General features: G+C 40.2%; 14 protein-coding genes. 13 read left to right on the forward strand and 1 reads right to left on the reverse strand.

Translation table 11 applies throughout. The features are described from left to right. Positions 1–144 precede the first annotated feature (144 nt). A complete protein-coding gene (locus ACXAG7_RS14050) occupies positions 145–2,910 on the forward strand; it encodes an outer membrane beta-barrel protein (protein WP_476667201.1) in 2,766 nt (921 codons plus the stop codon). A 130-nt stretch (positions 2,911–3,040) separates the two neighbouring features. Continuing rightward, complete coding sequence (locus ACXAG7_RS14055; RefSeq protein WP_476667202.1) at positions 3,041–5,428, forward strand: GAF domain-containing protein; 2,388 nt, start codon at positions 3,041–3,043, stop codon at positions 5,426–5,428. 16 nt (positions 5,429–5,444) lie between these two features. On the opposite strand, the gene ACXAG7_RS14060 is transcribed toward ACXAG7_RS14055, so the two are convergent. Next, positions 5,445–6,662, reverse strand: coding sequence for a Pycsar system effector family protein (locus ACXAG7_RS14060; RefSeq protein ID WP_476667203.1), 1,218 nt, complete (start codon positions 6,660–6,662; stop codon positions 5,445–5,447). A gap of 107 nt (positions 6,663–6,769) precedes the next feature. On the opposite strand from ACXAG7_RS14060, the gene msrB reads away from it, so the two are divergent. The 11 genes from msrB to ACXAG7_RS14115 all read left to right on the forward strand — a co-directional run bounded on the left by msrB (position 6,770) and on the right by ACXAG7_RS14115 (position 20,113). Beyond that, positions 6,770–7,216 carry a peptide-methionine (R)-S-oxide reductase MsrB gene (msrB, locus tag ACXAG7_RS14065; protein ID WP_476667204.1) on the forward strand — a complete coding sequence of 149 codons (447 nt, stop codon included), beginning with the start codon at positions 6,770–6,772 and terminating at the stop codon, positions 7,214–7,216. Between the two features lie 116 nt (positions 7,217–7,332). After that, a complete protein-coding gene (locus ACXAG7_RS14070; protein WP_408042455.1) occupies positions 7,333–9,156 on the forward strand; it encodes a phosphatidylinositol-specific phospholipase C domain-containing protein in 1,824 nt (607 codons plus the stop codon). Between the two features lie 80 nt (positions 9,157–9,236). After that, complete coding sequence (locus ACXAG7_RS14075; protein ID WP_476667205.1) at positions 9,237–10,802, forward strand: protein adenylyltransferase SelO; 1,566 nt, start codon at positions 9,237–9,239, stop codon at positions 10,800–10,802. Between the two features lie 33 nt (positions 10,803–10,835). After that, positions 10,836–11,855, forward strand: coding sequence for an XdhC family protein (locus ACXAG7_RS14080; RefSeq protein WP_476667206.1), 1,020 nt, complete (start codon positions 10,836–10,838; stop codon positions 11,853–11,855). Further along, complete coding sequence (locus ACXAG7_RS14085) at positions 11,852–12,433, forward strand: nucleotidyltransferase family protein (RefSeq protein ID WP_408042452.1); 582 nt, start codon at positions 11,852–11,854, stop codon at positions 12,431–12,433. Before ACXAG7_RS14080 ends, ACXAG7_RS14085 begins: the two co-directional genes overlap by 4 nt. 105 nt (positions 12,434–12,538) lie before the next feature. Next, a complete protein-coding gene (locus ACXAG7_RS14090; protein ID WP_476667207.1) occupies positions 12,539–13,318 on the forward strand; it encodes an SDR family NAD(P)-dependent oxidoreductase in 780 nt (259 codons plus the stop codon). Between the two features lie 90 nt (positions 13,319–13,408). Further along, entirely contained in the window at positions 13,409–14,317 is a 909-nt protein-coding gene (locus ACXAG7_RS14095) for a helix-turn-helix domain-containing protein (protein ID WP_476667208.1), read from the forward strand. Continuing rightward, the gene (locus ACXAG7_RS14100) at positions 14,318–14,992 is read left to right on the forward strand and encodes a Rossmann-fold NAD(P)-binding domain-containing protein (RefSeq protein ID WP_476667209.1); all 675 of its coding nucleotides are present in this window, start codon (positions 14,318–14,320) and stop codon (positions 14,990–14,992) included. A gap of 79 nt (positions 14,993–15,071) precedes the next feature. After that, positions 15,072–15,770, forward strand: coding sequence for a DUF4377 domain-containing protein (locus tag ACXAG7_RS14105; protein WP_476667210.1), 699 nt, complete (start codon positions 15,072–15,074; stop codon positions 15,768–15,770). Then, positions 15,763–16,455, forward strand: a complete 693-nt coding sequence (locus ACXAG7_RS14110; protein ID WP_476667211.1) for an ion channel — start codon at positions 15,763–15,765, stop codon at positions 16,453–16,455. The genes ACXAG7_RS14105 and ACXAG7_RS14110 overlap by 8 nt, the downstream gene beginning before the upstream one ends. 4 nt (positions 16,456–16,459) lie before the next feature. Further along, positions 16,460–20,113 (forward strand): metallophosphoesterase, encoded by a 3,654-nt coding sequence (locus tag ACXAG7_RS14115; protein WP_476667212.1) that lies wholly within the window; start codon positions 16,460–16,462, stop codon positions 20,111–20,113. Positions 20,114–20,290 lie beyond the last annotated feature (177 nt).

The raw sequence follows: 20,290 nt of genomic DNA on the forward strand, positions 1-20,290 counted from the left end.
ATTACGAGTTTTGGGTCTTCAAAAACAATTATAAAAAAGACTCAAATTCGCAATAAGATTACTTTGTTTTTATCAGTAATGCAACGTTCGTATTCTTTTTTCGTTATTTGATCGGCACTAAAACTAACATTATACATTAAAACTATGAAAAAAATACTCATCGTTTTGGTCTTGCTGTGGGCCTCAAAAAACTATGCCCAGTCTCATCCCTTTAAAATTACAGGAACCCTTCAAGACGAAAAACTGAAAACGCCGATTGAGGCAGCCACCATACATTTAGAAAAACTAAAAGACAGTTCCATCGTTTCGTATACCATTTCCGATGACAAAGGGTATTTTAAACTAGAAGGAAAATCTTTTTACAAAAAACTTAAAATGGTCGTTTCGTTTGTAGGTAAGGATCCTTATACGAAAAGTATCGACCTCTCTAAAAAATCGGACTACGCTTTAGGAAAAATCCCACTCAAAGAAGAAGGCAATGTGCTGAGTGAGGTAGTCATCAAATCAAGAGCCCCAATTACGGTTAAAAAAGACACCTTGGAATTCAATGTAAAATCGTTTAAAACGAAAAAAGATGCCAATGTGGAGGACTTACTTAAAAAACTTCCAGGTGTTGAAGTTGACGAACAAGGGAAAATCACCATCAACGGGAAACCTGTGAATAAAATTTTGGTGAATGGAAAACCATTCTTCGGAAACGATCCTTCTATCACCACGAAGAACTTATCGAAAGAGATCATCGAAAAAGTTCAAATAACTGATACCAAAACCAAATCAGAAGCTTTTTCTGGAGAAAAAGGAGATAACAACAACAAAACCATCAATTTAACCATCAAAAAAGAAAATAATAAAGGATGGTTTGGTAGAGTCTCGGCAGGAGCAGGAACGGATAAACGTTACGAAGCCGCTACCATGGTAAACAGGTTTAACAACGACCGACGCATTAGCGTATTGGCCAGTAAAAACAATATCAACTCTCCCGGATTTAGCTTTGGGGAACTCGAAAAAATGTTCGGAGGTGGCCTGTGGATAAGTGGTAATGGAAGTATCAATGTTGGAGGACAGCGTTTTGGTGGTGGTCAGGGTATTGTTCGCTCTACAACTGCTGGTTTTACCTATGGTGATTCTTTTGGTAAAACTCTTGAAACCAATGTAAACTACATCTACTCGGGTAGTGATTCTAATAACGATGCCAAAAGAAATAGGGAAACGACGCTACCTACCGGTAAATTTTTCTCAGAATCTGTAACCAACTCAAATAACAATAATGAAAATCACTCTGTAGACGCAGAAATTGATATTGAAATTGATTCGACTTTTCTCATCAATATTACGCCGCGTTTTATCAGTAATACTCGTGAGGATTTCTTTAACAGAAATGAGAGTTCTTTTGACGCTGACCGTAAACTCATCAACCGTTCTCGTGTGAATACGCGTTCAGATTCCAAAGCAAATAACTTTGAAAATGAAATTGAACTTACCAAGCGATTTTCAAAAGGATCCTTTATTAGAGCGCGCTTGACAAATCAAATAGACAAAACAACCTCGAATAGTTTTAATATCTCCACCGCTGAATTTTTTGATGCTACCACAGCCGACATCAACAGAAATCAGCACAGTGCCGTACAAAATAACCTCAACGCCATCCGCTCGAGTGTAAAATATCGTCATGCTTTAATTGCCAAGAAACTCTTTATCGACTTTGACTATCGCTACAATCAAAACGAACGTGAAAACGTAAACAACACCTACGATTTTGATGCCGTTAGCAACAGCTATAGCAACTTTAACACGAACTTAAGTTCTAATTTTACCTCCAACGACATCACCAAAACACCGCGTATTGGAATGAACTACAAAGGAAAAAAATGGAGTTTCAATTTCGATGCAGGATATATGATGAGAACGTTGGAAAACAAAGATAAATTACGTCCTAACCTGACCTTTAGTAAGGACTTTAACGCATTTGAATTCGATTCGAGATTCCGCTATCGCTTTGACTCTAAAGCGAGTATCAGCATCAATTACGAAATCCGTAACGATGCTCCTACCATTCAACAATTACAGCCTTTTACCAACGAGAGCAACCCATTAAATCTCATCACGGGTAATCCGTTCTTAAAACCGATTCAACGTCATTGGTTTTACGTGAACTTCAACAAGTTCAACTGGCAAAAAGGAACTGGAATTTACCTCTATGGTGGAGGTGGATTTACCAACAATCAGGTAGTTTCAAAAAGTACCATCGACGCGAACTTAATAAGGAGAACTACTTATGAAAATGTAGATGGTTCTTACAATATTTGGGGAGGATCGTTTTACAACAAAAAATTCAAACTCGATTCGTTAAGCGCCGTTAAGTTACGTGTGGGAGTATACTTTAACAGAAATAGAAGTATCAACTTCTTTAACGATGTAAAATACCGTTCTGTTAACAATAATGTTTCACCAAATCTAGGATTTACCTATACCTACGACAAAATCATCTCTATAGAACCGAGGTATACCATCAATATCGGGAAATCGACTTTCGATCTGGCAAACTTCAACGATCAAAATTTCGTTCGTCACAACCTGGATATTAATACCCGTACTAACTTCCCTAAAAAGTTAGAATGGAGAAACAACATACGCTACAGCTACAATCCACAAGTGGTTGGCTTTAATCAGTCAGCATGGTTTTGGAACAGTACCTTGTCGTACTCTGTCTTAAAAGACCAAGGAACAATTACCTTAAAGGCCTATGACTTGCTCAATCAAAATAACAATGTTCGCCGAACGGCGACCAGCAACTATATCGAAGATGCAGAAAGCACCGTATTACAACAATACTTTATGCTCGGATTTAGCTGGAAATTTAACAGCCTCGGTAAGAAAGGAAAAATTAGAGAATTCAATTATAATTTCTAACATCCTTAACCATATCAAAGGTCGCAGTACTACTGCGACCTTTTTTTGTACAACCAAGTTGCAAGTAATCAAGTACATTTTCGACTATATTATAGATTTCGTAAATTTGCATTAGGGAAAACACGTACATATGAAAATTAAGAGGACACCAGATATAGAAAATATAGAACTGCCTTTACAACTCAATATCAGCTTTGAAGGAGTTTTTAAGGTAATACAAAAATACGCGAGTAAAGAACAAGCAGATCACCCCTTCCACCCGGCTGCCAAAATTATGGTCGAAGAAGTGGAACAGTACCCTGAGCTCATTACAGGGTTCTCTGACTTCTCTTTACTCAACAAACACAAAAGAGTCATCGACTTTTTACTGGATGGATTGTTTCCTGAAATGCTTACCACCAACGAAATTAAAGCCGCAACCGTACCTTTTTCGTTCACTTCATTTAAGTTTACGGAGCGCTTTCAAAGTATTTTAGACAATGCAGGTGACAATTTCGAACTCACCGTTCGAAACTTCGAGGAAGACCTTATGTACATTCACTCGTGTACACTTATCTTGGCACTGGTTTACAACTACCCAGTAGACCTAAAAAGACCTTTTTTCTTTGATATTCCAGATGTTAACTTAGGGGTAACCAAACACTATCGCGTTGCTTTTAACGGTGACTTTATGGAAATCACACCGACGCTATTAGCTCCAAAAATAACCGAAGAAGATATTAAACTGTTACTCGATAATTTTGATAACATCGATATTTGGCGAGAGAAATTTCCACCAAACTCTTATATTTTTAAAGGATTTGGTATCATGAATTTGTTTGACGTAACCGCGGACGAAACGCTGAGTGCCATTCAAACAAACTTATTAAAAATAGACGACGGAAGTATCAATAATAAACTGCGTCACAACCTACGAGAATTCTATGCTATCAAAGACCTCACCGTTGGGTATTCGGTTTTTGACATCAGCAATAAAAACATAGCTCCGAGAGTAAAACACTCCGACAGCATTTTAATAGACCAAGGATCTTGTGTCAGCTGTAAAGATTTTTTCTGTAGCCATGTAGTTCGACACATCTTTGACGAACATCAAGACGTAGTTGTTTCTGACGTAAAAGCCTACGAAGCCGACTCAGAAGACAATCCGTTTTACCAAAAATTATTGGAAAATGAGATAGGAAGTATCCTCTTAATTCCCATAGTTACCTCGAATAAAAAAGATCTTGTACTCCTGGAAATAGCCTCTCCTAGAGCCTATGAATTAAACTCGGTAAACAAGCAAAAACTAAAAGATATCATTCCTGTATTTGAGGCAGCTGCCGAACGAAATGCGGAAGAATTCACCAATATACTAGAGGCTACCATTCAAGAACACTACACTTCCATACACCCCACTGTTAAATGGAAGTTCTACGAGGCTGCCGAAAGCTATCAGAGCGCATTGTTGCGTCAAGAAGAAGACGCCAAAATAGAACAAATCGTTTTTGAAGACGTCTACCCCTTGTACGGTCAAATTGATGTAAAAGGATCTTCTATTGCCAGAAATCAAGCGATTAAAGAAGATTTAATTACCCAACTAAACCTGGCTATCAAAGTGCTAGATGAGGCGTGTAAAGCCGAACAGCTACCGATCTACCAAGAGCTTATGTTCCGTGTAAAAGAATACTTACAAGAAGTAGAGAAAGGCTTAAAAGCAGGAGATGAAGTCGGAATCTTAGACTTTTTAAAGAAAGACATTTACCCTGTATTTAATCACATTAAAGAAGTGAGTTCAGCTTTAGAGAGCTTGGTTAACGACTATACAAAAAGTTTAGACCCAGTGCTCCACGTTGTTTATGACAAACGAAAATCTTACGAAAACAGCGTTACAAAACTCAACGATCGCTTGGCTAAGTTTTTAGATAAAAAACAAGAAGAAGCCCAAGCCATGTTTCCACACTATTTTGAACGTTACAAAACGGATGGAGTTGAGTACAATATGTACATCGGAGAGACACTGACCAAACAGAAAAAGTTTGACAACCTCTATTTGTACAACCTCCGTTTATGGCAGTTACAAACCATGTGTGAATTGGAAAATTTAGCCATGAATACCCGTGGCTCTCTAAGTCATGATTTAGAAATGGCTTCCCTAATTCTCGTTCACAGCAATCCTTTGGCCATTAAGTTCAGAATGGATGAAAAACAGTTTGACGTTGACGGAGCCTATAACATACGTTACGAGATTATAAAAAAGCGCATAGACAAAGCACACATCAAAAACACCGATGAACGCCTGACGGTTCCTGGAAAAATCTCCATTGTTTACTCTCAAGATAAAGACGCTTTTGAGTACAAAAAGTACATCAAGTTTTTACAAGCTAAAAACCTATTAGGAACACTTGAAGAACTCGAGCTGGAAGATTTACAAGGAGTTTCTGGCTTAAAAGCACTCCGTGTAGAAGTTATTTACGAAGGGGCTTTTGACGAAGAAAAAACCATTACTATCGACCAATTAATACACGAGTTTAAACAATAAATAACAACAGAGCTAATTACACTGCTACCGCAGCGGCAGCAGTGATGCTTTGTATGTAGAACGCTACTGCAAACGAAATCACACTCACGATAATTCCTATCATAAATACCGTATAAGTCGTTCGTAACAAGCTGTACTTCCTATTCAGTACCAATCCTAAAAAGTACAAATCCTTTGTTAAAGAACCGTACAAGTAATCGCGGTCTTTTAGCATTTCGTCCATGGCCCATTCGAATTCTGGCAAACTCATTTTATGGAAGTTTCCAAAAAAGATCAAATTTACTTTTTTCTGTGCCACATCCTCTTTGGTAAATTTTCCTTGTGTTATATTCGGTTTGGTAGCAATAATGGACAAAATAATCGATGTCACCGTGAATACTAAAAATATAATGGAAGGAACTACCAAGTAACTATTCGATGGATTGTCTAATTTCGGAATCAAGGTTGACAAGGTCATGGAAATAATAATGGCATTGACCGATAATAAGATATTGGCCTTGGTATCGGCAATATCACTTAACGTAATATGATTGCGCAAGGCCACCCTAAACATCGTTTCGATACCGCGTTCAGGTAAATCAATCTTGTTTTTCTTAAGTGCGAGTTCTTCTTTTTTATGCTTGAACTTCAACTGTTCTTGACGCATCTTTTTGGCAGCCTTTAACAATTGTGCCAGATTTTTACCCTTTTGCTTTCCCCAATTTTTAATGGCGCTTGCCGAATAAAACTGATGACCGTCCGTTAAGAAACTGATGTTGTTATTCATCCATTCTTCATCCGTGAATTCAATATTTTTGGTCAGCTCCAATTCCTTTCGAAGCAGTTCTGTAAACTCACTGTAGTTTTTACTTCCCAAATGAGAGCAATCTGCATCTTTTAAAACCTTCTCCAAAATCGTTTCAGGAGTTCGATTCATTTGCGTTACCAATATCAAGCTGGCTACCTCATCAAAAAGATCCTCTTTTTTGCAAGTTGCTAAAAACGTTTTTAAAACCTCGGTACTCGCCTCTTCATGTCGCGAAGCGTCAACAGCATACCCAGTATCGTGAAACCAAGCAGCTACCACTAACTTTTCCAACTCCTCCGGGGCTATCTTTTCCATTTCGGCGAGTTCTTTTGATTTTTCTACTACCCGTTGCGTATGGGCAATATTGTGATAAACAAATTGCTTATCCAAACCGTTGGTTAAAAAATCAATAGCGTACTGCTCTGCTTGCTCTATAAGTTGACTCATTTGTAAGTACTTTTAAAAAGGTAAAAATAACCAAAGTTTCGCATTTCTAATAATCGTAACTTTACAATGCTGTATACGACTACTAACTCCTAAACCCATTTATTAGTATGCTTACTTGGAAAAACATCATTCATTTTACGGTTAACGAAAACCCAACGCCTGATATGCGTATTGAAAAAACCGCCCAAGAGTGGAAAACCATACTCGCTCCTGCCGTATATACCATAACGCGACTCAAAGGTACCGAACGTCCCTTTAGCGGTGAACACTGCACTTCATACGCCGCAGGGCAATACAATTGTAGCTGTTGCAATACTCCGTTGTTTGACGCAACTATCAAATACGAATCTCATTCTGGCTGGCCTAGCTTTACCCAACCAATCAAAGAAAACGCCATTAAATACATCAAAGACGAAACGCATGGAATGATTCGAGTAGAAATACTCTGCAACACCTGTGATGCCCATTTAGGACATGTATTTCCCGACGGACCTGAACCCAGCGGACTTCGCTACTGCGTAAATTCACTGTCGTTAAAACTGAACGAAGAATAGTTACTACAAATTATTTTTCACTAAAAAACAGGGTTTTTCCCCTAAAACATTAACTTCTGATAAGATTTTTTACCGATTCCAATTTGTAACTTTAGTTAAACTTAAATTAACTAACCATGCAAACTATACAATTCGGATTAGCCGTTCAGTACGATAGTGGCCGCTCTAATGACGTCGACACTAACGGAAAAGTAGCGGTAGAAGTCCACAATTCACAAGCTTCTGCAAGCATGTGGTACCATATCGGACAAGTAAATGAAGCGACAATTAATTGGGGGGCCAGCCATAAATACAGCGACGGTTACCACCCTTCAATTGCAATTAACAACCACCAAACCATCGTCGAAGTACACGAAACGAGTAACGCCCTGCCTTGGAACCACAAACTGTACTACAAAGTAGGACAGGTAAATGGTACTACTATTGACTGGGGCGGAGACGACGATTACGACAGTGGAGTGCAACCTTCTGTCGCGATTAATGATTTCGGTGATGTAGTAGAAGTACACAAGTCACAGACCTACAATACCCTCTGGTACCGCGTAGGAAAAATAAACGGAAAATCTATCGAGTGGTCTGCTAGCCATGAATATGACAAGGGAGTAACTCCTTCGGTAACTATCAACAACCACGGCCAAATAATAGCAGTACACAAATCACAATCACACGACAAGCTTTGGTATCGAGTGGGTACTCTCGCAGGATCAAAAATTGAATGGGGTCCTTCCCGACAATATCAAGACGGAGCAAACCCGAGTATAGCCATTACCAATGAAGGTACGCTTGTCGAGGTTCACCAATCACAAGGACTTACAGGACTGTGGCAATTGAGTGGTGAAGTTCACGGAACAGAAATCCAGTGGAGTACTTCTTTTAATTACGACTCTGGTTCAAAACCTCGTTGCGGCATCTCTTCAGACGGGCAACTTGCTATTCAAGTTCACGAAGGAAGCATGTTTGGGATGTGGTTCTCTACCTCTCGTTTAATGAACCCTTCTAAGTTTATGGAAAATCTACTTCCCATCACTAAGGAACTACCCCTGAGAAAAATGACCTTTCCCGCTACCCATGACACCGGAATGTACACGCAAGGACTGAGCACGCTTGCCAAAACTCAAGATCAAAACCTATACGGGCAACTGAGTGGTGGCGCTCGCTATTTCGATTTACGGCCCAATGAAAATCTCGACATTTACCACGGTCCGATTACTGGTCCTTCTTTACAAAGCGTTTTAGATGACATCAAGCGTTTTTACCAGGAAGGACACAGAGAACTCGCTATTTTAAAATTCTCTCATTTCGATAATTTTGACGCCGCGATTTATGAAAAAATGAAAACTTTGATCAAATCAACCCTCGGCCCTTGGTTGTATACACAAAAACCTGCCAACAAACAACGACTTGCGGATATTACTATGGGAGAATTTCTAGCCAATTCCGGAAAAATTCTAGTCGTCGTTGACGGCAATTGGGCGCTGAATCAAAAAGAAGCTGGATTCTGGGTATACCGCGATTGGCAGTCATCAACTGCTGAAAAAGGAGACCTAACCGTATTTGATATCTATTCCAATACTGTCAGTTTTGATACCATGAAGCAAGACCAACTGAAAAAGCTCGCACTCTTTAACGGTCTGTGTTGTGCCAAACAAAAAGACAATTCGTGGCAATGTCAAACATTTTCTAAAGTGCCCTGCGATTTATTTTTACTTTCTTGGACACTGACACCTCCCACGGGAGTTTGGTTTGCAGCCAAAGAAGCAAACAGACACCTCGGTGAAGTCATGGCCGGGCAAGAACCCAACGCTCAAGGATACTTTGCCAACTTACTGTACCTCGATTATTTCGAGTTTGCACGACCCGCTTTTATAAGTGAGCTACTCATAAAGCGGTACAATCACCTCATTTCAGAAGCAAAAAAGCAAATCACAACCGCTGTTTAATAAAACAACCGCCTCTCAGGGCGGTTTCTTTTTGCTAGGAAACTTCAGTACCTTTGTAGTCATAACAGCAAATGCAGCCTATGGAACTTCACTTAAACGATCGCTTTCGAACGGAAGTAACAGCCGATAAAAACATGGAAAACTCGCGTAGACAAGTACTCGATGCCTGTTTTTCATACGTTAGTCCCAAAAAAACCAGTAAGCCCAAATTACTTCACGCTGCTCCAGAAATGTTAGCCGCAATCGGATTAACGGAAGAAATGGGACGTACAACGGAATTCCGAGACATCGTTACCGGAAATGCACTTATTCCAGACAGTCATCCCTATGCCATGTGTTACGGCGGACATCAGTTCGGAAATTGGGCCGGCCAATTAGGCGATGGACGTGCCATTAACCTCGGTGAAGTAGTGCACGAGCAACAGCGATGGGCCCTGCAATTGAAAGGAGCTGGTGAAACTCCCTACTCACGTACTGCTGATGGTTTGGCGGTACTGCGATCGTCCATAAGAGAATATTTATGCAGTGAAGCCATGCATCACCTCGGAATCCCAACAACACGAGCATTGAGTTTAAGTCTCACAGGTGACAAGGTACTCAGAGATGTCCTTTACAACGGAAATCCAGCTTATGAACCAGGAGCCATCGTATGTAGAGCCGCGGCTAGTTTTATTCGTTTTGGAAATTTTGAAATCCAAACCGCTCGTGAAAACAAGGCTTTGCTTCAACAACTAGCAGATCACAGCATTCGTCATTTCTATCCTGAAATTAAGAGCAGTGGTAAAGAAAAATACCTCGAGTTCTTCCAAGCCGTAAGAGATAAAACCATCGACATGATTGTACATTGGCAACGCGTAGGCTTTGTTCATGGCGTAATGAATACCGATAACATGTCTATACTCGGATTGACCATTGATTACGGTCCTTACGGATGGTTAGAAAACTACGATCCGTCGTGGACTCCAAATACGACCGATGCCCAACACAGACGCTATCGCTTTGGCAACCAACCCTATATTGGACTTTGGAATCTTTTTAAGCTCGCCAATGCGCTGTTTCCTCTAGTCGAAGAAGTAGCTCCACTGCAAAGCATCCTCGAAGCTTATAATCCTTTATTCGACGAAGCCTACCTAGCAATGATGAAAAATAAACTAGGAATTACCCAAGTGGCACACGAAGATGCCGAACTCATCCAACGCCTTGAGGAAACGCTCACACTAGTAGAAGTTGATATGACACTCTTTTTTAGGTTACTCGCTCGCGTAGAAAAAAAGGACACTCCTACCCGTGCGCTGAACAAACTGCAAACGGCATTTTACCAATGGAACGACCTCAATGAAGAGGCCGCCAAACATTGGAATAACTGGCTAACGCGTTATCTAAAACGCCTACAAACAGAAACTCAGAATGACGCCGAACGTTCCGCTGCAATGGACCGAGTAAACCCGAAGTACGTACTGAGAAACTACATGGCTCAAATGGCTATTGAACAAGCAAGTTCAGGGTCTTATGAATTGATTGACGAACTGTTTAGACTGTTAAAAAAGCCTTATGACGAACAACCAAGCCAAGAAAAGTGGTTTGCCAAACGTCCAGAATGGGCACGCCATAAAGTAGGCTGTTCGATGCTTTCCTGTAGTTCTTAAAATTTGTATATTGAGGTCTACTAAACCGATGAAATGACGCACGAACTCAAAGCACTTTTTGAACAAGGACTAAAAAATCAACTACGTGGAATTCAAAGTGTACTCGCAACTGTAGTGGCACTAGAAGGATCTTCCTACAGAAAACCAGGTGTTCGAATGCTTATCAATAGTGACGGAAGTATCACCGGAGCCGTAAGTGGTGGCTGTGTTGAAAAAGAAATCCAACGCAGAGCCCAGTCCGTTTTTAAAGAGCAAAAAGCAAAACTCATAACCTACGACGGAAGGTATCGCCTAGGCTGTGAAGGAATCTTGTACATCCTACTAGAGCCCTTTACGCCCTCACAAGAGGCATTACAACACTTCTTAGCTAGCGTCCAACGTCGAGAAACGTTTGAAATTCACAGTTATTTCCACCGAAAAGACAATTGTACGGGAACCTTTGGATCTGAGATACACCTCGGTGATAAGCGCTATTCTTTTTACCCGTCTTTTACAAAAACATCAGATTCCTATGAACAGTTTCAGCAAGAGTTTGCTCCACTTTTTCACTTAGTAATAATCGGAGGAGAACACGACGCTGTAAAACTGTGTAAACAAGCCCTATTGCTCGGATGGGAAGTTTCTGTTTTATGTTCCATAAAAGACCCAAAATCACTGAAAGACTTTCCGGGAGCAACTACAGTTACCCCGATAACACCCGAACTTGCTGATTTCTCAATAGTATCCAAAAACACCGCTATTGTTCTCATGAATCACAATTTCACCTACGATTTGAGGTATTTGACCCAGTTGTATGGAACCACCCCAGCATATCTTGGAATTCTTGGAGCAGCCAAGAGAAGAGAACGCTTATTCGATGAATTATTTAACCTAATCCCCGATGTTTCTGACGAGTTTTTAGATCGGATTTTCACCCCTGCAGGGCTCCACCTAGGTGCTATTACTCCAGAAGAAATAGCTTTATCCATTGTTGCTGAGATACTATCTGTTATCAGAAACACTGAAGTGTATTCTCTTAAAAAAACTACGGGTAACATCCATACATCCTCATGAAGCTCGCCATACTCATTTTAGCAGGCGGAACTTCTTCGCGAATGGGAACTCCCAAACAATTACTTCCTTATAAAAACACACATTTATTAGGACAGGTAATCGAACAAGCTTCGGCTACCCACAATAGTGAAGTATACTGTGTTCTTGGAGCTTTTAAAGAGGAAATTAAGAAGTCTATCGACCTCAGTAAGGTGAACATCATTGAAAATACCCATTTTAACCACGGATTAAGTACGAGCATCGTCGCAGGAATACAAGTCCTACAACAATTGACCTACGATGCTGTACTCATACTCCTCGCTGATCAACCACTGATCACCACCGACGATATCAACTGCCTGCGAAGTGCCGCTATAAAAAACCCGCATGTTATAATAGCCTCTGAATACGGTAAAAAGACTGGTGTTCCCGCCTTATTCCCTAAAAACTACTTTTCAGAACTCCTGCAGTTAAAAGGAGATGCTGGAGCACGTGCACTTTTAAATAACCCCAACACCCCGCTCATCAAAATTCCTTCAAACCACTTAAAAGACATCGATACTCCCGAAGAATATCAGTCATTATTAAACAATCAGTAAAATATATACAGTAAACTGTATTCTGTATACGTCCCTGTCTTTATTTCGGTATAATTTTACCCCGTAATTAACTGATATAAAGAACAAAACAACAATACTCATCATATGAAAAATGTAGCATTAATCACTGGAGCTAGCAGTGGTATTGGCAAAGAATTTGCTCAAATCCACGCCGAAAAAGGAGGTGATCTTGTACTGGTAGCTAGAAGGATAGCTAAACTTCAAGAGTTAAAAGAAACCTTAGAAATCAAATACAATACGCAAGTATACATCATTGCTATTGATTTAACAGCGCAAGAAGCTCCCACAGAAATTTACCGAAAAGTAACCGAAGCGGGTATTCAAATAGACTACCTCATCAACAATGCTGGTTTTGGTGGTCACGGTAAGTTTTACGAACGCCCCTGGGAATTAGATTTAGCAATGATCCAACTAAATATCATTGCGCTCAGCGCTCTTACACGCTTGTTTTTACCAGATTTTGTTGCCAAAAACAGTGGTAAAATACTCAATGTATCCTCTACAGCTAGCCTTATGCCTGGCCCTTTACAGGCCGTGTATTTTGCTACTAAAGCCTATGTCACTTTCTTTAGTAATGCCATTGCTGAAGAACTGCACGACACTGATGTAACGGTTACAAACTTAATGCCCGGTGCTACTGAATCAGAATTCGCTCAGACCTCAGGAATGGATAAAACAGACCTCTTTCAAAAAACAGTCAGTGCTCGATCTGTAGCCGAAGCAGGATACAAAGGCATGCTTCAAGGAAAATTAGATGTCGTATCCGGGTTGACCTTCTCACAAAACATCATGATGAAGATGATTCCGCTAACACCTAAAAAGGTTCTTCTCAAGCAAATCAGAACCATGCAGGAAGTCAAATAACAACACTTTCACTAATATTGAGTATCTTTAAATAACACGCCTCCTCTCTTTCTGCAATATAAAAAATGGAGAGGAGCACAGCTAAAAAGCATGCAACATATCATACATATCAACTCACTTAGTCAAGCCAATAAAATGTTTGGAGTACCGCCTCCCAAGCATCCCTTAGTAGCTGTGATATGGGCCAAAGATTTTCCGCATATCGACGAAATCAAGGACCTAAAATTTACCACAGACCTCTACCTAATTTCATTTAAAGACGGCATTACCGGCTCTATTGCCTACGGCCGTAACACCTATGATTTTAATGAAGGCACCATGGTTTTTACTAAGCCCCAACAAGCCATGTCATTCGAAAACAAAAACATTGAAGACGACACCAATGGTTGGGTCCTTGCCTTTCATCCTGATCTACTTCGGAAAGCCCCTCTCGGAACTGCAATCCACAACTATAACTTTTTCGATTACGAAGTGCACGAAGCTCTTCATTTATCGGACGAAGAAAAACGCACCCTAATTGACCTAGCAGAGAAAATTGAAGCTGAGATAAATCAAAATATCGACAAGCACAGCCAAAAGTTAATTATTTCAACTATTGAATTGATGCTCGATTACTGCCACCGATACTACGACCGTCAATTTTATGTACGTACGAACTTGCATCTGGACCACGTCAGTGATTTTGAGAACCTGCTCAAAAATTACTTTCAAAGTGAAGCGCCGAGTACCAATGGTCTCCCATCGGTAAAATACTGTGGTGAGCAGCTCAACATGTCCCCTAATTACCTCAGTGATGTACTCAAAAAAGAGACAGGAATGAGCGCCAAAGATCACATTTACAACTTTGTCGTTGACCTAGCGAAAAACAAATTACTAGGTTCAAGGCTAAGTGTCAGCGAAATTGCGTACGACTTGGGATTCGAATATCCTCAACACTTCAGTAAACTATTTAAAAAGCAAACGGGACACAGTCCTTTAAAATACCGTCAATTAAACTAAATGCATACATGTCTACTTTTCGGTGCCACCGGAATGATCGGAAAAGAAGTATTAAATCGGGCGCTGGCATCTCCCAAAATCACTAAAGTTATCTGTATTACAAGGACGAAATTGCAGCAATCTCACCCTAAACTCACAGAGGTACTGCTCGAGAACTTTAACGACCTAGCCTCCTGTGCTGTACACTTCAAACAGGCCACTAGTATTTACTACTGTATAGGAGTATACACCGGTCAAGTACCTAAACCCGTTTTTGAAACCATCACCATCCACTACACAAAATTAGTTGCCGATCTCACACGGCAATACGCTGCAGATGCTACATTTTGCTTTCTGAGCGGTATGGGAGCCGACAGTAGTGAAACCAGCAAAACTCTCTTTGCCCGCTGTAAGGGAATTGCCGAAAACTACTTGCTTAAAACCTTACCCAATATTCTCATTTTCCGCCCGGGGTATATTTATCCAGTACACCCCAGAAAAGCACCTAATCTCTTTTACTCATTGAGCAAAAAGTGCTATCCATTGATCAAGCTATTGGGACCAAAATACAGCATCACCTCCCTACAATTAGCCACTGTGTTTTTTGAATTGGGACTGCAAAAAAAGGGACAGTTACTCCTAGAAAATACAGCGATATACAAAAGTGCTCAACAAATAGAAGCTTCTCTAGTATAGACGCCTATTTATGATGAATTTTTATTAAATTTGTACAACCCTCCGCTTTGTATTAAGACCTCTCATTTAATAAGCATTCATGAAAAAAACGATCTATCTACTAACACTACTTATGTTAAACCTCACCTGTTCGAGCTCCAAGAACATTAAAGAAGAAATTATTTGGGTAAGTAGTTCAAAGCAACCATGTGAAGGGGTAATCAAAACAAATTGCTTGCGTATCAAAAGAGGGAGTGCCTTAAATAAAAAAGCCAACTGGGAATTATTTTATGACAGTATTTACGGCTTTACCTATCAACCCGGGGTACTTTACCAGTTAAAAGTCCGCGTTAAAGAGCACAAAAAACATCAAGTTCCTGCCGACGGATCGTCCAAATCTTATTATTTACAAGAAGTTTTATCGAAAACACTCGAAGATACAAGCCTGTTGGAAAACTCCTGGGAGCTGACCTATATCCAAGACAAAAAAATAAGGACCGATGGAGAACAGCACAATCCACGAATTTACTTCAACCTAAAAACCAATCGTTTTCACGGCCGTGGTGCTTGCAACCGTTTCTCTGGTAAAATTGAAAAAGTTACCAACCATCGTTTTGAATTAAATCAAAATATTGTCAGAACAGAAATGTACTGTCCAGACATTCAACTCGAAGATGCTTTTTTTAAGATACTCCCTGACACCCGTTACTACGAAATTGCAGGGACTACCTTGGTGTTCAAAAACAAAGACGGCGAACAACTCGTTCAATTCACGATGATTAATCAAAACTATGAATAACTGGTATACCAAACTTTACGACCACCGCTTTGAATTGTTTCTGGGTATACAACTGTGTACCTTGTTTGGATCTTTGGTAATTCCCATCACTTTTTTCGATAGCATTGTACTGCCCATACTCTATTCCATCAGCACAGGATTAGGGGTCTTAATCGTTTCTAAGAACAAAAAGATCATGTGGTTTTGTATTGGTCTTTTTTCCCTTTCTCTATTGCTATTTGGTGGGGATCAGGTAAGTCCTGACAGTTGGTCCAACGAATATCTTTTAGCGCGAATAAGCGTTTACTTTATCATTAATATTTTCGTAACGCTCAGCATAATAAAACAAGTTTGGCATGAACAAAAAGTTGATCGCAAGGTCATTTTAGGCTTGATATCAGGCTATATTGCCCTTGGGTTTCTCGGATTCTTTTTATTTATATCCATTGACCTAACTCATGAGAACGCCTTTACAGGTCTCTTAATTGACAACGGTGAAAACTTTAAATTTCACGCCGATAGTTTACTGTATTATTCCTTTATAACACTACTCACCATCGGCTATGGCGAAATAATTCCGGCGATACCTGTTGCCCAAAAAGCCGCGATATTAGTGGGCTTAATCGGACAAATCTATTTAACGATTGTCACGGCAATTATCGTTTCTAAATACATCAATCACTCAGTATTCAAATCTGACAACTAACAACATGAAAAAAAAATACCTTCTCATTACTTTCGCTGCTTTTATATCAGCCTGTGCTACTTACAAAGCACAGTACGCCGATAAGAAAGCTCCTACAACAGTTTCGATAACCAAAGAAATTGACCATACCTTTTTCCTTATTGGAGACGCGGGAAATGCGCAGTTAGGAGCTTCACTCACCAGCTTGGATTACTTTAAGGAAGACCTCGCAACTGCCTCTAAAAACAGTACCGCCTTATTTCTCGGTGACAATATCTACCCCGTAGGTATGCCTCCGAAAAAAAGCCCTGAAAGAGCCCTGGCCGAACACCGATTACAAATACAAATCGATGCACTCACAAATTTTAAAGGAGCTCCCATCTTTATTCCCGGTAATCACGACTGGTACGAGGGCATAAAAGGACTTAAGCGTCAAGAGAAAATGGTTGAGAAAGCACTTGGTAAAAACACTTTTTTACCTGAAAACGGTTGTGGTTTGGACAAAATTGACATCAACGAAAACCTCACCTTAATCCTCATAGACAGCAAGTGGTTTATCACAGACTGGAACAACCACCCCACCATCAATGAAAACTGTGATATCAAAACAAGAGAGCGTTTTATCGACGAACTTTGGGGACTCTTCAAAAAGAATCGCTACAAAAACGTGGTGGTCGCCATGCACCACCCTTTGTACAGCAATGGTCCTCACGGAGGAAGCTTCTCTGTGAAAGACCATATGAAACCCGCTCCAGTACTGGGTACATTTAAAAACATGCTCCGATCTCATGTGGGTATACAAACCGACAATTTTAATATAAACTATCAAAATTTCATACAGCAAATAGAGCTGATTGCAGATGATTTCAAAAACAATATCGTTTTTGTCAGTGGGCATGAACACAATTTACAATACTTAGAAAATGACGGATTTAAACAAGTAGTCAGCGGGTCTGGTTCCAAACAATCTCCAGCCTTGGCAGGATATGGAGCTCCCTTTACCTACGGTAATCACGGATATGCCAAATTACTATTTTACAAAGACGGTTCCGCTGCTATTGAATACTATGCAGCCAATACTACCGATCAAAACAAACTCTTGTATAGTCGCGAAATAATAGCTCCTAAAAAACGTCCACAAACTCCCGACTTTTCCGAATACGAAGCTCATAAAGCCTTTGTAACTACTTCAATTTACAACCCAGAAGATACGGAAGTCAGTGGTGCTCATAAATTTATGTGGGGCGATTTACACCGAGAAAAATACGGTAAGCCCGTACAGGTACCTGTATTAGAACTCGATAAAGTTCACGGAGGGCTAAAACCAATCCGCCGTGGAGGAGGAAATCAAACGAACTCATTAAGACTGGAAAATCCAGAAGGGAAACAATACGTACTGCGTTCCATGTTCAAAGACGGAAGTCGAATTATGGGAGGTATTTTAAAAGGTACTTTTTTAATAGATGTCGTTCAAGACATTTTTACCATGTCACATCCTTACGCAGCCTTTGTGATTCCAGATATGGCTGAAGCAGTAAATATTTACCATACCAACCCTACCTTGTATTACATGCCTAAACAACCGGCTCTAGGTCAATACAACGACATTTTTGGAGGAGAATTATACCTGCTCGAAGAACGCCCTGCTGGTAACCGTGAAGATGTAAACAGCTTCGGAAACTCTAAAAAGATAATCAGTACTTTTGATGTACTAGAAAAAATCAGAAAAAATGGAAAGCACTCTGTCGATCAACAATGGGCCATCCGATCGCGTTTGTTTGACATGGTTATTGGAGATTGGGATCGACATGAAGATCAATGGCGCTGGGCTTCCTTTAAAACCGAGGCGGGAAAAACCTATTACCGCCCAATTCCTCGTGACAGAGATCAACCCTTTTCAAAATTTGACGGAGTTATCATCCCGGTATTTAAGCAGTTTACTCCGCTGGTAAAAAACATGCAGAGCTTTGATTACGATATCAGAGATATGAAGTGGTACAATAACTATCCGCGATTTTTCGATGCTGAATTTTTAAACGAGCTAACACTCAATGATTGGCTCAACGAAGCCGAGTACATTCAAACTCACCTCAGTGATGCCGTAATCGAAACGGCAATAAAAAAGCTACCTGAGGCCATTTTTGCCATTGATGGAGAAGAAACCATACAAAAAATCAAAGCCCGTAGAGATAAACTCAAAGCTATTGCAAAACGCTATTACGAAAAACAAGCCAAAATAGTTTACATCGTCGGTACTGATAAAAAGGATAACTTCGTAATAAACAGAAAAAACGACCGTCAAACCGAAGTATGGGTAGTGCGTAAAAACGATACGATATACCACCGAACTTTTGACAGAAAGGAAACTCGTGAATTACAACTCTACGGATTAAATGGTGACGATCAATTTACGATTACCGGTAAGGTAAACAACGGTATCCTCCTCCGATTAATCGGTGGGCAAGATCACGATGTGTATACCGATCGTTCTGCTGTATCTGGTTGGTCTCGTAAGACCAAAATCTACGATTATAAATCGAAAAAAAACACGGTAACGCCCTCGAGTGAAACTGCCGATTTACGTTCGGACAACTACCACCGCAATACCTACAACCATCGGGATATAGAAAACAATACAACAGTAGTACTTCCGAACCTCGGGAGCAACCCCGACGACGGATTCTTTTTTGGCGCAACGGTACTGCATACCAGACAAGGATTTAAAAAACGTCCTTTTGCCAGTGAACATGAATTATCTGCAAACTACTACTCAGGGATCAACGGTTTCGATGTGAATTACCGTGGAGAGTTTACTGAATTCATAGGGAATTGGAGCTTATTACTCGCCGCCAAGGCTACCAGTGACAACTATGCTATTAATTTCTTTGGCTGGGGAAATACCAGCACTTTTCAGCAAGACCTCGACCTCGACTATTATCGTGTAAAACACAGTGAACTCAACTTTAACTTAGGACTCCTCAGAAGATTTAGAGGTGGAAATACCCTCGAAGTACGTTCGTCTATCGAAGGAATTCGCGTACAAAACACCCGAGGCAGAAACATTTACAACTACGCACAAAGCCCCATCAATATTTTTGAAACTAACTATTTTGTAGGTGGTGAAGTCAATGCAGGACACCAACGCGTTGACGATCCGAGCTTCCCTACCAAAGGGATGAATTTTGAACTCTCTGTGGGTGCAAAAACAAAGATTGATGATATCAGCAGGCGATTCGGATATCTCAAAACCTCTCTGGCCATCTATCAAAATCTAGTTCAGAACAGATCGTTAGTATTTGCTTCGGAAGTAGGAACTCATATTAATTTTGGAAATCGATTTGAGTTTTATCAGGCGGCTACTCTTGGGGGCGACCGCAATCTTAGAGGTTTTAACAGACAGCGATTTACAGGAACTGAAAGCTTTTACCACAGCAGTGATTTACGTTTGCGATTTGGAGAAATTAAAACCTCTTTCCTTCCTCTAGAAGCCGGGGTGACTGCCGGATTCGATTACGGAAAAGTATGGAGCCCTAGAGCGATCAACAATGGACTATGGCATACCAGTTACGGAGGCTCACTTTGGATAAGTGGTATCGATATGTTTACCTTAAATCTCTCTTACTTTAAAGGAAACAGTGAAGAAGATCGACTCTCGTTTAGTGTCGGATTCTCATTTTAAACCAAAACAAAAGGCTGGAGTTTTACTTCAGCCTTTTGTTTTATCTTACCAAACCTCTAGTATTCATTTACTTTCTGTACGTACTTCTCAGGTCAAATACAGCGTCAAGCCATACCTCCCACGAATGATAACATCACAAACTGGTAAATCGAGCCATGCATTCAAAAACGAGGTTGG

Source organism: Tenacibaculum sp. AWR4_210 (genome assembly GCF_056160945.1).

Coding starts and splice junctions, on each gene's coding strand:
- ACXAG7_RS14105 (WP_476667210.1), top strand. CDS start 15,072: ATGAAAAAAACGATCTATCTACTAACACTACTTATGTTAAACCTCACC.
- ACXAG7_RS14075 (WP_476667205.1), top strand. CDS start 9,237: ATGGAACTTCACTTAAACGATCGCTTTCGAACGGAAGTAACAGCCGAT.
- ACXAG7_RS14055 (WP_476667202.1), top strand. CDS start 3,041: ATGAAAATTAAGAGGACACCAGATATAGAAAATATAGAACTGCCTTTA.
- ACXAG7_RS14095 (WP_476667208.1), top strand. CDS start 13,409: ATGCAACATATCATACATATCAACTCACTTAGTCAAGCCAATAAAATG.
- ACXAG7_RS14100 (WP_476667209.1), top strand. CDS start 14,318: ATGCATACATGTCTACTTTTCGGTGCCACCGGAATGATCGGAAAAGAA.
- ACXAG7_RS14050 (WP_476667201.1), top strand. CDS start 145: ATGAAAAAAATACTCATCGTTTTGGTCTTGCTGTGGGCCTCAAAAAAC.
- ACXAG7_RS14090 (WP_476667207.1), top strand. CDS start 12,539: ATGAAAAATGTAGCATTAATCACTGGAGCTAGCAGTGGTATTGGCAAA.
- msrB (WP_476667204.1), top strand. CDS start 6,770: ATGCTTACTTGGAAAAACATCATTCATTTTACGGTTAACGAAAACCCA.
- ACXAG7_RS14070 (WP_408042455.1), top strand. CDS start 7,333: ATGCAAACTATACAATTCGGATTAGCCGTTCAGTACGATAGTGGCCGC.
- ACXAG7_RS14115 (WP_476667212.1), top strand. CDS start 16,460: ATGAAAAAAAAATACCTTCTCATTACTTTCGCTGCTTTTATATCAGCC.
- ACXAG7_RS14085 (WP_408042452.1), top strand. CDS start 11,852: ATGAAGCTCGCCATACTCATTTTAGCAGGCGGAACTTCTTCGCGAATG.
- ACXAG7_RS14060 (WP_476667203.1), bottom strand. CDS start 6,662: ATGAGTCAACTTATAGAGCAAGCAGAGCAGTACGCTATTGATTTTTTA.
- ACXAG7_RS14080 (WP_476667206.1), top strand. CDS start 10,836: ATGACGCACGAACTCAAAGCACTTTTTGAACAAGGACTAAAAAATCAA.
- ACXAG7_RS14110 (WP_476667211.1), top strand. CDS start 15,763: ATGAATAACTGGTATACCAAACTTTACGACCACCGCTTTGAATTGTTT.